This is a genomic window from Brachybacterium vulturis (assembly GCF_002407185.1).
GTDB lineage: Bacteria > Actinomycetota > Actinomycetes > Actinomycetales > Dermabacteraceae > Brachybacterium > Brachybacterium vulturis.
In genome coordinates this window covers 1852574-1865454 of record NZ_CP023563.1, presented here as the reverse complement: position 1 = coordinate 1865454, position 12881 = coordinate 1852574, and the positions used below count along the sequence as shown (strand labels likewise).

Below are 12881 nucleotides of genomic sequence, written 5' to 3'. Positions count from 1 at the left end.
AAGACTGCACGTTCGGGCACCGTTCCCGGACTACGGTCGGCCCGTCTGCGCTACCTTCGGTCCATGACGTCTTCCGTTCCCGACCCGTACCCGCTCGCCCGCGAGGCCGCCGCCGCCATCGCCGAGGCCAGCGGTGTCCCCGCCCACGACCTCGCCCTGGTGCTCGGCTCGGGTTGGTCCGGTGCCGCCGATCTGCTCGGGGAGACCGTGTGGCAGGCCGACGCCACCACGATCCCCGGATTCCGCCCGCCGGCCGTCGCCGGTCACGTCGGCACCCTGCGCTCGATCCGGGTGGAGGGCACCGGCGCCCGCGCCCTGGTGCTCGGCGCCCGCACCCATTTCTACGAGGGCGCAGGTGTGGACGCCACCGTCCACGGGGTGCGCACCGCCGCCGCGACCGGGGCCCGCACCATGGTGCTGACCAACGGCTGCGGCGGGATCGACCCCGCCTGGGCTCCCGGCACCCCGGTGCTGATCCGCGACCAGATCAACTTCACCGGCGCCACCCCGCTGTCCGGCGCCAACTTCGTGGATCTCACCGACCTCTACACCCCGGCGCTGCGCGCGCTCGCCCTCGAGGTCGACGCCGGCCTGGACGAGGGTGTGTACATGCAGTTCTCGGGACCGAGCTACGAGACCCCCGCCGAGGTGCAGATGGCGAAGGTGATCGGGGCCGATCTGGTGGGCATGTCCACCGCGCTCGAGGCGATCGCGGCCCGCGAGGCAGGGATGGACCTGCTGGGCATCTCGCTGGTGACCAACCTCGCCGCCGGCATCAGCGGGGACGCGCTGAGCCATCAGGAGGTGCTCGAGGCCGGCCGCGAGGCGGGCCCGCGGATCTCCCGCCTGCTGGCCGAGACCGTCCGCCGGATCACCGACGGCCGGCCGGCCGGGAGCACCGCGACGGGCGCCTCGGCATGAGCGTGGACAGCACACTGCGCTCGCGCGCCGAGACCTGGCAGAGGGACGATCCCGATCCGGCGACCCGGGCGGCGCTGGAGAGCCTGCTCGAGCAGGCCGGCGCGGGCAGCTCCGAGGCGCAGGACGAGCTCGCCGATGCCTTCTCCGCCGACCTGCAGTTCGGCACCGCGGGACTGCGCGGGACGATGGCGCCCGGCCCGAACCGGATGAACCTCGCCGTGGTCTCCCGTGCCGCCCGCGGCCTGGCCGACCACCTGCGAGAGGACCTGGACCTGGACCGGCCGCGGGTGGTCATCGGCTACGACGCCCGGCACAACTCCCACGACTTCGCCCGGCGCTCGGCGGAGATCATGGCGGCCGCCGGCTGCCAGGTGCAGCTGTTCGAACGCTTCGGCCCCACTCCCCTGGTCGCGTACGCGGTGCGGCATCTGGACGCGGACGCCGGCATCGTGGTGACCGCCTCCCACAATCCGCCGGCGGACAACGGCTACAAGGTCTACCTGGGCGGTCGCGCCGCGGAGCCCGAGGGGCGCGGGGTGCAGATCGTGCCGCCGTCGGACGCGCAGATCGCTGCCCGCATCGCGGCCGTCGGCCCGGTGCGCGAGATCCCCCTCGCCGACTCCGGGGTGGAGCTGCTGGGCGAGCAGCTGCGCGAGGACTACCTCGCCGCGATCAGCGCCCTGCCGGACCCGGAGGGCCCGCGCGAGGTGCGGATCGTGCACACCGCGATGCACGGGGTGGGCACCCAGACGGCGCTGGCCGCCTTCCACCGCACCGGGTTCACCGAGGTGCACCCGGTCGCGAAGCAGGCGGACCCCGATCCCGACTTCCCCACCGTCGCCTTCCCGAATCCTGAGGAGCCCGGCGCGATCGACCTCGCGCTCGAGCTCGCCCGCACCCTCGAGGCCGATGTGGTGATCGCCCATGATCCCGATGCGGATCGCTGCGCGGCGGCGGTGCTGGATCCGCACCGCGGCGACTGGCGGATGCTCACGGGCGACGAGCTGGGTGTGCTGCTGGGCGACCATCTGGTGCGTCGGCACGGCTACCGGGGTGTCCTGGCCCGCTCGATCGTCTCCAGCCGCTGGCTGGATGCGATCGCCGAGAGCGCCGGTCTGGAGGCTGCGGCCACCCTGACCGGGTTCAAGTGGATCACCCGCGCCCCGCGGATCGCCTTCGGCTATGAGGAGGCCATCGGCTACTGCGTGCTGCCGGAGGTGGTGCGTGACAAGGACGGCCTGTCCGCGGCGCTGATGGTGGCCGAGATGGCGGCACTGGCGAGGGCCGAGGGCACCACGCTGATCGGTCGGCTCGACGAGCTCGCTGCGGAGCACGGCCTGTTCTCGACCGCGCAGCTGTCGATCCGGGTCGAGGACCTGTCCCTGATCGGCGCGATGATGGAACGGCTGCGGGCGGCACCGCCGGCGGCGCTGCTGGGATCGCCGGTGGCCACGAACCAGGACCTCTCCCAGGGATCGGTGGCGACCACCGGGCTGCCGCCGACCGAGGGGGTGCTGCTGCGCAGCGAGGACGACACCCGGGTGGTGGTGCGTCCCTCGGGCACCGAGCCGAAGCTGAAGTGCTACCTCGAAGTCGTCACCGACGTCCCCGCGGGGGCCACCGCCGCGGAGACGGGAGCCCTCCGCCACCGGGCCGAGGAGCGGCTGGGAGCGCTGAAGGACGAGCTGCGCCAGGTGCTCGGGGCGGACTGAGCCCCGCGGCGCCGCGGTTGCGCGGCGCCGCCCGACGGCTCAGTACCCCGAGCCCGCACCGCCCTCGAGGATCGCCCGCGAGGACGACAGCCCCAGGCGACTGGCGCCCGCGGCGACCATCGCCTCGGCGGCCTCGCGGGTGCGGATCCCGCCGGAGGCCTTGACGCCCAGGCGGTCTCCGACGGTCTTCCGCATCAGCGCCACGGCATGCTCGCTCGCGCCCCCGGCGGGGTGGAAGCCGGTGGAGGTCTTCACGAAATCGGCGCCGGCCCGCTCGGCCGCCTGGCAGACGGCGACGATCTGCTCATCGGTGAGCGCCGCGGACTCGATGATCACCTTGAGCACCGCGGGGGCCTTGGCCACGTCCCGCACCGCTCGGATCTCGTGCTCGACCGCGTCGTACTCACCGGCGCGGGCCAGACCCACGTTCAGCACCATGTCCACCTCGTCGGCGCCCTTGTCCACCGATTCCCGCGCCTCGAAGGCCTTGGTCTCCGGGGAGTGCTGGCCCGAGGGGAAGCCGCAGACCGTCGCGACCTTCACCGTGGTCTCCACGGGGAGCATCGAGGGTGAGATGCAGACGGAGTAGGTGCCCAGCTCCTCTGCCTCGCGCAGCAGCGCGGTGACGTCCGCGGCGGTGGCCTCGGGCTTGAGCAGGGTGTGGTCGATGAGGGCGGCGAGGGCCCGGTCGTCGGTGTTGGTCATGCACCGATCTTCGCAGACCGCTCCGCCCTCTCGCATCTGCTCGGGCAGAACGGTCGACGGACGCCACACCGCACCTACCACCACACTGCCTACCAACCTGCCTACCTGTGTGATAGGTTCCGTCGGTCGGTGCAGTGCGGCACAGGGTTCTCGGTTCTCTGTTCTCAGCTCTCAGCTCTCGCATCGCGTCGCCCGTCCCCACCCATCACGTCGCTGAGGAGATCCGTCGATGTCGACCACCACTCCCCCGCCGAGCGCCGCCGCGGCCTCGAGCACCCCTTCGCCCTCCACGCTCGCCGCCGGGGTCGATCCCTATGTGATCGATGGTTCGCAGACCACCGAACCGCCTCGCACGCTGCGCGGGAAGCTCCGCTTCCTGGGCCCGGGCATGATCACCTCCGCGGCCGTGGTCGGTTCCGGTGAGCTCCTCACCGCGACCGCCCTCGGCGCCCAGGTCGGCTTCATGCTGCTGTGGCTCGTGCTGGTCTCGACCTTCCTCAAGGTGTGGGTGCAGATCGAGCTGGCCCGCTGGTCGATCTCGACCGGCCGCGTGGCCCTGGACGGCTACAACGACGTGCCGCCGAAGATCGCCGGCCGCGGGTGGATCTCCTGGCTGGTGCTGCTGATGTTCCTGCAGTTCTTCATCGGCCAGGCGGGGGTCATCAGCGCCTCCGCCTTCGCCTTCAGCACTCTGTTCCCGATCGGTCCGGACCCCTATTCCCTGCTCTCGATCGGTGCCTGGGTATCGATCCTGGTGGTCATCGCGATCGCGATCCATGTCGCCAACCGCTACGCGGTCGTCGAGAACATCTCGACGGTGCTGGTGCTGCTGGTGACGGCCTTCGCCATCGTCATGGTGTTCCTCCTCGGCGGCACCGAGTTCGCGTGGAGCCTCAACGACCTCGGCGAGGGGATGCGCTTCCAGATCGCGGCCGGCGCCTTCGGCGTCGCACTGGCGATGTTCGGCATGACCGGCGTGGGCGCCGGAGAGACCACCGCCTACACCTACTGGGTCGTCGAGAAGGGCTACGCCGCCTGGACCGGTCCGAACGACGGGTCCGAGAGCTGGGTCGCCCGTGCCCGTGGCTGGATCTCGGTGATGAAGGTCGACGCCTGGGTCTCCTGGGTCATCTACACCGTCTCCACCGCCGCGTTCTACATGCTCGGTGCCGCGGTGCTGCATCCCCAGGGGCTCGTCCCCGAGGGCAACGACGTCATGCTGACGATCTCCTCGATCTTCGATTCGGCCGTCGGCCGCTGGGGCGCCGTGCTCTTCCTCATCGGCGCGGGCCTGGCCCTGTTCAAGACGATCATCGCGAACGTGCCGAGCCTCGGCAGGCAGGTGGGCCATACGCTCGCGATCTTCGGCGCCTACGAGTGGAACGACCAGCAGGCGCGCATCCGCTGGCAGCGGGTGATCATGATCATCCTGCCGATCGGCTGGGGCGTGCTGGGCACCGCGGTCTCCTCACCCCTGGCTCTGGTGATCATCGCCGGCATCCTCAACGCGATCTTCCTCATCGGTGCCGCCGTGGCCACGCTGTACCTGTCCTACACGCAGACCGACGCGCGCGTCCGGGACGGCGCGCCCACCATGGTGCTGCTGTGGCTCTCGGCCATCGCGATCGCCTTCGTCGGCATCTATGGTCTGATCAACTCGTTCTGACCCCCTCGGCACCCGTGCCCCAGGGCCCGGACCCACCTGTCAGGAGCTGTTCCATGGAAGATCTCGACGCCACCGCCCGCAAGCACCTCTCCGCCCCCGCGGCCGAGGACGCGCACGGGACGCTCGAGCGCGACTCCCTGGCCGATCGCGCCCGTGACGCGGTGCTGGGGCTGATCGACCAGGAGGGTCTGTCAGCCGGCGACCCGCTGCCCTCGACCGGCGCTCTCGCCGAGCGCTTCGGCGTCTCCCGCACCGTGGTCCGGGAGGCGCTCAGCGCGCTGGCGGCCCTCGGCATCATCGCGGTCAGCAACGGGCGCAGCGCGACCGTCCGGCCGCTGGACTCGTCCCTGGTGCAGTTCTATCTCGCCCGCGCCATCGGCGAATCCCGCGGCAACAGCTTCACCGCTCTCATGGACCTCCGCGGCCCCCTCGAGGTGCGCGCCGCCCGCCGTGCCGCAGACGGCTTCGCCGGCGACGGTGCGGAGCCCTCCGGGGCGAGGCAGCGGCTGGAGGATCTGCGCTCGCGGCTCGATGCCGCGCTGCAGAACTCCGCGCTGTACCCGCAGCTGGACCTGCAGCTGCATCAGGAGATCGCCCTGCTCAGCGGCAACCGCGCACTGCACGGACTGCTCGAGGCGGTCAGCATCCCCCTGTTCCGAGCCATGCAGGACGTCCGTGCCGAGCGTGACCTGCACGGGCTGGTCGGTGAGGAGCACACCGACCACCTGCGGATCATCGACGCGATCCTCGCCGGCGACCCCGACACCGCCTCAGCGGTGATGGAGCACCACATGCATGCGGTGCAGAGCTTCACCACCGCCCCCTGACCGACCCGTCCCCCGCACCGAAAGGCCACCCCATGCGCGCACTCGAGATCCATGGCGTCCAGGACCTCCGCATCGTCGACCGCCCCGCTCCCGACCCCGGCCCCGGCCAGGTGCAGATCTGCGTCGAATGGGGCGGCATCTGCGGCTCCGATATCGCGTACTGGCGCCGTGGGATCTCCGGCACCGCGGTGATGGCCCACCCCTTCGTGCTCGGCCATGAGGTCTCGGGCCATGTGCGGGCCGTGGGCGAGGATGTCTCCGGGCTGGCCGAGGGCCTGCCGGTCACCGTGCATCCGGCCCGCACCACGGGGCCGTTGCCAACGCGCCTGGCCGGCCGCGACAACCTCCACCCCCACCTGACCTACCTCGGCTCCGCCGCCCAGGACCCCCACACCGACGGCGGTTTCGCCGAGCTGATCACGGTCGACGCCGCACAGGTGGTCCCCCTGCCCCCGGGGCTGGACACCCGCCGCGCCGTGCTCGCCGAGCCCCTGGGGGTGGCGATGCACGCGGTACGCCGGGCCGGGGACGTCCACGGCGCCCACGTGCTGGTGGCCGGCTGCGGGCCGATCGGACTGCTGGTGATCGTCGCCGCCCGGGCCGCCGGCGCCGCCCGCGTCACCGCCGTGGACCTCGCGGTCCCGGCCCGTGAGCGGGCCCTGGCGGCCGGCGCCGATGAAGCGCTCGACAGCGCTGAGGACATGGATCCCTCCATCACCGTGGCCTTCGAGGCCTCCGGCGCGCCGGCCTCCCTGGACACGATCCTGCGCTCCATCTCGCGCGCCTCCGTGGTCGTGCAGGTGGGGAACCTCCCGCCCACCCCGATCTCGGTGTCCCTGGGCCAGGTCGTCTCCAAGGAGATCGACTACCGCGGCACCTACCGCTTCGTCGCCGAGATCGAGGACGCGGTGGAGCTGCTGGCGCGGGACGACCTCGCCGAGCATGTCATCAGCCACGAGCTCGCGCTCGAGGACGCCGCCGCGGCCTTCACCACCCAGGTGTCCGATCCCACCAGCAGCAAGGTCGTGCTCAGGATCGGCTGAGCGACGTACTGCGAGGAACGAGCGGTAGCAGCTCAGCCCATCACGCTCGAGCTGAGCGAGCTCTGCCCTAGACTGGACGGCCGTGACCGAGACCCCACCGCACTCCCGACCCCCGCGCCGGATCGTCCTGCTGACCGGTCCCTCCGGGAGCGGCAAGGGCATGGTCGCGCGCCGCTCCGGGGTGCCCGCGCTGAATCTCGACGACTTCTACCGCGACGGCGACGATCCCTCACTGCCGCGCCGCTTCGGCATCCCGGACTGGGACCTGCCGGCATGCTGGGACGACGGCGCGGCACTGGCCGCGCTCACGGCGCTCGCCCACGACGGCGCCGCCGAGATCCCCACCTATTCGATCGCGCAGTCCCGACGCACCGGCACCGCTCACCTCGAGATCGGGGACGCTCCCGTGTTCATCGCCGAGGGCATCTTCGCCGGTGAGCTGATCGCGCCGCTGAGAGCGGCCGGACTGCTCGCCGAGGCGATCGTGCTGGACCGGCCCGTGCCGGTGGTGTTCACCCTGCGGTTGCTGCGCGATCTGCGCGAGCGTCGCAAGTCGGTCCCGATCCTCCTGCGGCGCGGCACGGCGCTGGCCCGCCAGCAGAAGCAGGACCTGGCACGCTGGACACGGATCGGGCTGCGCCCCTGCGGTCTGCAGGCGGCGGTGCGCCGTCTGCGCGAGCTCGTCCAGCTCGCCGAGGCGGAGTCGCGCTGCCGCGCCCTGGGCGGGTCCTCGAGCCGGCTGCGGATCGCGGCGGTGTGCTTCCTCCGCGCGGCCCCCGCCGGAGCCGCTCACCGCACCGAGCTGCTGTGCGTGCGCAAGCACGGCACCGGCTCGTGGATGCAGGTGGGCGGGAAGCTCGATCCCGGGGAGACCGCCCGTGAGGCGGCGCTGCGCGAGGTCGAGGAGGAGCTGGGCGCGGTGCTGCAGGCCACGGACCTCGAGGAGCTCGGCGAGTTCGAGGCGGTGGCGGCGAACGAACCCGGCACCGTGGTGCGCTCGAGCGTCTTCACCACCCGCGCTCCGCTGCCCTCCCCGCTGCAGGTGCGGGCCGAGCTGGCCGAGCACCAGTGGATCCCGGTCACCGCGGACTCGCCGCCGAGCGGCGCCGGTCGGCTGGCGCCGCTGATGGTCCAGCACATCCTGCCCGCGCTGCACCGCCGCGGCTGAGCGCTGCGGCGCCGCGCCGCCCACCACGGCGGTCCGTGCGCTCAGGCGATGCGGTCCTTGACGATCCTCCGCGCCGGGACCTCGGTGCCGAGGGTCGCGAGGGTCCAGCTCCCGGTGATCGACTCGATCGCGCGGGGCATGCGTTCGGCGGTGTCGGTGTGCAGCCGTGCGAGCACGTCCCCGGCCCTCACCTCGTCACCGATATGGGCCTCGATCTCGACCCCGGCCGCGGCCTGCACGGCCTCGCCCGGGCGCGAGCGGCCGGCCCCGAGCCGCCAGGCGGCGACCCCGACACCCATCGCATCGAGCCCGGTCACCACGCCGTCCTCGGTGGCACGGAACTCCTCGACATGCTGCGCGACGGGCAGCGGGGCGTCCACGTCCCCGCCCTGGGCCGCGATCATCGCGCGCCAGGAGTCCATGGCGCGGCCATCGGCGAGCGCGGTCTCGACATCGGCGTTGCGCACCCCGGCGGCCTCGAGCATCTCCCGGGCCAGGGCGCAGGTCAGCTCGACCACGTCGGCCGGCCCGCCACCGGCGAGCACCTCGAGCGATTCGCGCACCTCAAGGCCGTTGCCGGCGGTGCGTCCGAGCGGCGCGGACATATCGGTCAGCAGGGCCACGGTGCGCACGCCCGCATCGGTGCCGAGCTCGACCATGGTGCGGGCGAGCTCGCGGGCGTCGGCCTCCTCACGCATGAAGGCGCCGGCACCGGTCTTGACGTCGAGCGTGAGCGCGGCGGTGCCCTCGGCGATCTTCTTGGACATGATCGAGGAGGCGATCAGCGGGATCGCCTCGACGGTGCCGGTGATGTCGCGCAGGGCGTAGAGCTTCTTGTCCGCCGGGGCGAGGCCGGAGCCGGCCGCGCAGATCACGGCCCCTGCGCTCTCGAGCTGCGCCATCATCTCCGCGCTGCTGAGATCGGCGCGCCAGCCCGGGATCGCCTCGAGCTTGTCGAGGGTGCCGCCGGTGTGGCCGAGCCCGCGACCGGACAGCTGCGGGACCGCCACGCCGAAGCTCGCGACCAGCGGCGCGAGCGGGAGGGTGATCTTGTCGCCCACCCCACCGGTGGAGTGCTTGTCGGTGGTGGGCTTGGAGAGCGCGGAGAAGTCCATCCGCTGGCCGCTGTCGATCATCGCGCGGGTCCAGCGCGCGATCTCGGGGCGTTCCATGCCGCGCAGGAAGATCGCCATGGCCAGGGCGGCCATCTGCTGCTCGGCGACGACGCCGCGGGTGTAGGCGTCGATCACCCAGTCAATCTGCTCTGCGGGGAGGCGGCCGCCGTCGCGCTTGGTGCGGATGACGTCCACGACGTCGAAGGGCTCGACGGCGGGGTCTGCGGGGGTGTCGGTCATGGGTGCTCCTCGGGATCGGGTGCGGGGTGTGGTGGCTCAGGGGTGGAGGTCGGCGGGACCGAAGGCCTGGGGCAGCACCTCGGCCATCGTGCGCGGCCCCTCGGGGGTGAGGATCACGAGATCCGGCGCCGCGTGCTCGGAGAGCAGCTGTCGGCAGCGGCCGCAGGGCATGACCACGCCGCGCTCCTGGCGGCTGACCTGCTCACCGCCGCCCACGCACACGAAGCGGCGGAGCTTCCCTCCGCCGCCGGCGATCAGCTCGCTGATCAGCCCGCACTCGGCGCACAGGGTGACCCCGTAGCCGGCGTTCTCGACGTTGCATCCGCGCACCAGACGGCCGTCCTCGGCATACCCGGCCGCACCCACCCGGAAGTGCGAGTACGGGGTGTACGCGCGCTCGGCGATCTCTCGGGCCGCGGCGAGCAGCTCCTCGAACGCGGGCTCGGTCCCGGTCACCTCGTGCTGCGAGGTCTCGCTCATGCTCTGGCCTCCCCTGCTCCCCCTGCGTGTCGGTGCTCCCGCTGCGGGTCGATGCTCCGAGGGCACGGTATCGGTCTCACTGCTTGATGTACGGCTGGCCGTTGGCGGCCGGCACCCGTACCCGGCCCACGACACCGGCCACGGCGAACAGGGCGACGACGTACGGCAGCATCAGCAGGAAGTCGCCGGGGATGCTGACGCCTCCCTCCGCGGCGGACATGGTGCCCAGCCGCAGCTGGAGCGAGTCCGCGAAGGCGAAGGTGAGCGCCGCCAGCAGGGCGCCGATGGGATGGTATCGGCCCAGGATCATCGCGGCCAGCGCGATGTAGCCCTTGCCGGCGGACATCTCCTCACCGAAGGCGACCCCGGTGCCGATGGTCAGCGTCGCACCGCCGAGGCCGGCCACGGCCGAGCCCAGCAGCACGTTCTTCCAGCGGGTGAGGTTCACCGCGATGCCGACGGTGTCCGCGGCCTTGGGGTGCTCGCCGACGGCGCGCACCCGCAGACCCCAGCGCGTGCGGAACAGCGCGATCGTCAGCAGGGCGACGATGATCCACATCAGGTAGACGAGGATGTTCTGCTCGAACAGGGCGGCGCCGACCAGCGGGAGGTCGGCCAGCACCGGGATCCGCAGCGTGGGCAGGCGCATCGGGGCGTTGAACAGGCCGGGGTTGTCGCTCATCACGGAGCCGAAGAAGAACGAGGTGAGTCCGATGGCGAGCACGTTCAGCACCACGCCCACGATGATCTGCTGGACGTGGTAGCCGACCGCGAACATGGCCAGCAGTGCCCCCATGAACATGGCCACGATCGGGGCGGCCAGCAGGCCGATCCAGACGCTGCCGGTGATCGAGCCCACCAGGGTGGCGCCGAAGGCACCGAACAGCAGCTGTCCCTCGATCGCGATGTTGATGACGCCCGAGCGTTCGGAGAGCACCCCGGACAGCGCACCGAAGGCCAGCGGGACTGCGAGCACGATGGTGCCCTGCAGCAGCGTGGTCACGTCGAGGGTGCGCTGCGAGATCACCCAGGTCAGGAACGCCAGGATCCAGGCCACCGCGAACACGGCGATCAGGGTGAGGCGCACGCGGGCCGCCGGGCGGGCCACGCGGGCCTGGAGCACCCACAGCGCGGCGGAGGCGAGCAGTGCGATCACGGACAGCCCGATCGAGCCGGCCTTCGAGGGCAGGACGATCTGCTCGGGGATGAGCCCGAAGGGGTTCATGTCGCTGGCGTGGACCACGACGTACGCGGACTCGACCCCGGGTATCCCGCGCAGGCCGAACACGACCAGTGCGAGCAGCCCCATCACGGTGGTGGTCACCGGCAGGTGCCACCAGCTCGAGGGGCGGGTGTCGTCGAGGGTCCTGGCGCTGGCGGAGTCGTCCTTGGCGACGGTGGGGGTCGTGCTCATCGCTCCTCCTCCTGCTCGTCGGTGCGGTCCTCGGACCGTTCGCCTGCGGGCGCGGCCCCGTCCCCCGCCGGGTCCGGTGGGGAGGTCCCGGTGGCGTCCGCAGCGGTCGCGCCGGATGTGCCCGAGCCTGTCGCTCCGGAGCCGGTCGTGGCGGCCTCCGAGCCGGCGGTGCCGGAGGCGGCCGCGTCCGACGTGGCGGCGGCGGTCGCCGCGGCACCGGAGGCGACGGCGGCCTTCTGGCCGCCGGTGCGCCCGCGGCCGGCGCCGCGCAGGCGGGTGCTCGCCCCGGGATGATCGATGCGACGCAGACCGATCAGGGTGCGCACCAACGGCGGGGCCGCGATGAACAGCACCACCAGCACCTGGATCACCTGCACCAGGTCCAGCGGCACGCCCTGGTTGGATTCCATGAAGCGGCCCCCGGTGGACAGGCCCGCGAACAGCAGACCGGCCAGCACGATGCCCACCGGTCCCGAGCGGCCCAGCAGCGCCACGGTGATGGCGTCGAAGCCGATGGAGCCGGCGACGCCCTCGGTGAGCCGCTGCTCGGTCCCGAGCACGTGCACGGCGCCGGCCAGGCCCACCAGGGCGCCGGCCACGGCCAGCACCAGGAAGGCGGTGCGGGCCGGGGAGATGCCGGCGACCTGGGCGGCGCGGGGATTGGAGCCCACCGCCCGGAAGTGGAAACCGATGGTGGAGCGGCTCATCAGCCACCACAGCACCACGGCCGCACCGGCCGCGAGGAACAGTCCTGCGTGGAGGCGGAACCCGGAGCCCAGCAGCAGTGGCAGCACCGCATTGTCACCGACCGACGGCGAGGTGGGCTGGGACTGGTTGGTGCCGGTGAACGCCGCGGTCTTCAGCGCGAAGAACAGCAGGTAGGTGGCGATCCAGTTCAGCATGATGGTGCTGATGACCTCGTTGGCGCCGAAGCGCGCCTTGAGGAACCCGGCGATGCCGCCCCAGATGCCACCGGCGAGCACGCCGGCGATCAGGCAGACCAGCAGGTGCACGACGACCGGCAGGTCGAAGGTGAAGCCCATGTAGCCGGCGGCCATCGCGCCGGCGATGAGCTGCCCGGTGCCGCCGATGTTGAACAGCCCGGCACGGAAGGAGACCGCCATCCCGGCGGAGGCGATGATCAGCGGGGTCGCGACCGTGAGGGTCTCGGTGAGCGGGCGCAGTCCCGCCGAGAGTGCGGGCAGCAGCACATAGGTGCCGCTGCCACCGGCGTCGCGGACGCTCTGGGCCGCCCGCGAGTACCCGGGGATGTCGAAGATCGCGCCGCGGAACATGGCGCCGTAGGCCTGGGTGACGGACTGCCAGATCGCGGTCAGCGCGTCGGTGGGCCGGTCGAAGAAGTACACGAGGGACGCCCGCACCTCCTGATCGGCGATCACGATGAGCACGGAGCCGATCAGGAAGGCGAACACGAAGCTCATCACCACGACCAGCAGGTCGCCGCGGGCGATCTTCTGCAGGGTCCTGGACAGCGCGGTCTCCGCGGTCCGCTCGGGGGGCGGCGGGGCGTCGGAGCCGTCCGCCCGGCCCGGAACGGGACCGGTCGTCTCCACGGTGCTCATCTGTTCC

Annotated in this window: 11 protein-coding genes; 6 read left to right on the top strand and 5 right to left on the bottom strand. The window is 72.2% G+C overall.

Features of this window, described 5'->3' with window-relative positions; translation table 11 throughout:
• Window positions 1–63 precede the first annotated feature (63 nt).
• Together CFK38_RS08355 and CFK38_RS08350 are read left to right on the top strand one after the other, a co-directional pair.
• Window positions 64–921 (top strand): purine-nucleoside phosphorylase, encoded by an 858-nt coding sequence (locus CFK38_RS08355; protein ID WP_096802662.1) that lies wholly within the window; start codon window positions 64–66, stop codon window positions 919–921.
• Complete coding sequence (locus CFK38_RS08350; RefSeq protein ID WP_096802661.1) at window positions 918–2633, top strand: phospho-sugar mutase; 1716 nt, start codon at window positions 918–920, stop codon at window positions 2631–2633. Before CFK38_RS08355 ends, CFK38_RS08350 begins: the two co-directional genes overlap by 4 nt.
• Before the next feature lie 39 nt (window positions 2634–2672).
• On the opposite strand, the gene deoC is transcribed toward CFK38_RS08350, so the two are convergent.
• Entirely contained in the window at window positions 2673–3338 is a 666-nt protein-coding gene (gene deoC, locus CFK38_RS08345) for a deoxyribose-phosphate aldolase (RefSeq protein WP_096802660.1), read from the bottom strand.
• Window positions 3339–3567: 229 nt separating this feature from the next.
• Here deoC and CFK38_RS08340 point away from each other — a divergent pair, with 229 nt between their 5' ends.
• The 4 genes from CFK38_RS08340 to CFK38_RS08325 all read left to right on the top strand — a co-directional run bounded on the left by CFK38_RS08340 (window position 3568) and on the right by CFK38_RS08325 (window position 8042).
• Complete coding sequence (locus CFK38_RS08340) at window positions 3568–5004, top strand: Nramp family divalent metal transporter (RefSeq protein ID WP_096802659.1); 1437 nt, start codon at window positions 3568–3570, stop codon at window positions 5002–5004.
• Between the two features lie 53 nt (window positions 5005–5057).
• Window positions 5058–5831, top strand: coding sequence for a FadR/GntR family transcriptional regulator (locus CFK38_RS08335; RefSeq protein ID WP_096802658.1), 774 nt, complete (start codon window positions 5058–5060; stop codon window positions 5829–5831).
• Window positions 5832–5863: 32 nt separating this feature from the next.
• Window positions 5864–6874, top strand: a complete 1011-nt coding sequence (locus CFK38_RS08330) for an alcohol dehydrogenase catalytic domain-containing protein (protein WP_096802657.1) — start codon at window positions 5864–5866, stop codon at window positions 6872–6874.
• Window positions 6875–6956: 82 nt separating this feature from the next.
• Entirely contained in the window at window positions 6957–8042 is a 1086-nt protein-coding gene (locus CFK38_RS08325; RefSeq protein ID WP_245851265.1) for an NUDIX domain-containing protein, read from the top strand.
• A 41-nt stretch (window positions 8043–8083) separates the two neighbouring features.
• Here the strand turns inward: CFK38_RS08325 and CFK38_RS08320 are convergent, their stop codons facing one another.
• The 4 genes from CFK38_RS08320 to CFK38_RS08305 all read right to left on the bottom strand — a co-directional run bounded on the left by CFK38_RS08320 (window position 8084) and on the right by CFK38_RS08305 (window position 12874).
• The gene (locus CFK38_RS08320) at window positions 8084–9397 is read right to left on the bottom strand and encodes a thymidine phosphorylase (RefSeq protein ID WP_096802656.1); all 1314 of its coding nucleotides are present in this window, start codon (window positions 9395–9397) and stop codon (window positions 8084–8086) included.
• Window positions 9398–9433: 36 nt separating this feature from the next.
• The gene (locus tag CFK38_RS08315) at window positions 9434–9877 is read right to left on the bottom strand and encodes a cytidine deaminase (RefSeq protein WP_096802655.1); all 444 of its coding nucleotides are present in this window, start codon (window positions 9875–9877) and stop codon (window positions 9434–9436) included.
• A 76-nt stretch (window positions 9878–9953) separates the two neighbouring features.
• Window positions 9954–11291 (bottom strand): ABC transporter permease, encoded by a 1338-nt coding sequence (locus CFK38_RS08310; protein ID WP_096802654.1) that lies wholly within the window; start codon window positions 11289–11291, stop codon window positions 9954–9956.
• Window positions 11288–12874, bottom strand: a complete 1587-nt coding sequence (locus CFK38_RS08305; RefSeq protein WP_096802653.1) for an ABC transporter permease — start codon at window positions 12872–12874, stop codon at window positions 11288–11290. The genes CFK38_RS08310 and CFK38_RS08305 overlap by 4 nt, the downstream gene beginning before the upstream one ends.
• Window positions 12875–12881 lie beyond the last annotated feature (7 nt).

Bases quoted from the DNA above. Each gene is read 5' to 3' on its own strand.
- CFK38_RS08355 (WP_096802662.1), top strand. From the start codon at position 64: ATGACGTCTTCCGTTCCCGACCCGTACCCGCTCGCCCGCGAGGCCGCC.
- CFK38_RS08350 (WP_096802661.1), top strand. From the start codon at position 918: ATGAGCGTGGACAGCACACTGCGCTCGCGCGCCGAGACCTGGCAGAGG.
- deoC (WP_096802660.1), bottom strand. From the start codon at position 3,338: ATGACCAACACCGACGACCGGGCCCTCGCCGCCCTCATCGACCACACC.
- CFK38_RS08340 (WP_096802659.1), top strand. From the start codon at position 3,568: ATGTCGACCACCACTCCCCCGCCGAGCGCCGCCGCGGCCTCGAGCACC.
- CFK38_RS08335 (WP_096802658.1), top strand. From the start codon at position 5,058: ATGGAAGATCTCGACGCCACCGCCCGCAAGCACCTCTCCGCCCCCGCG.
- CFK38_RS08330 (WP_096802657.1), top strand. From the start codon at position 5,864: ATGCGCGCACTCGAGATCCATGGCGTCCAGGACCTCCGCATCGTCGAC.
- CFK38_RS08320 (WP_096802656.1), bottom strand. From the start codon at position 9,397: ATGACCGACACCCCCGCAGACCCCGCCGTCGAGCCCTTCGACGTCGTG.
- CFK38_RS08315 (WP_096802655.1), bottom strand. From the start codon at position 9,877: ATGAGCGAGACCTCGCAGCACGAGGTGACCGGGACCGAGCCCGCGTTC.
- CFK38_RS08310 (WP_096802654.1), bottom strand. From the start codon at position 11,291: ATGAGCACGACCCCCACCGTCGCCAAGGACGACTCCGCCAGCGCCAGG.
- CFK38_RS08305 (WP_096802653.1), bottom strand. From the start codon at position 12,874: ATGAGCACCGTGGAGACGACCGGTCCCGTTCCGGGCCGGGCGGACGGC.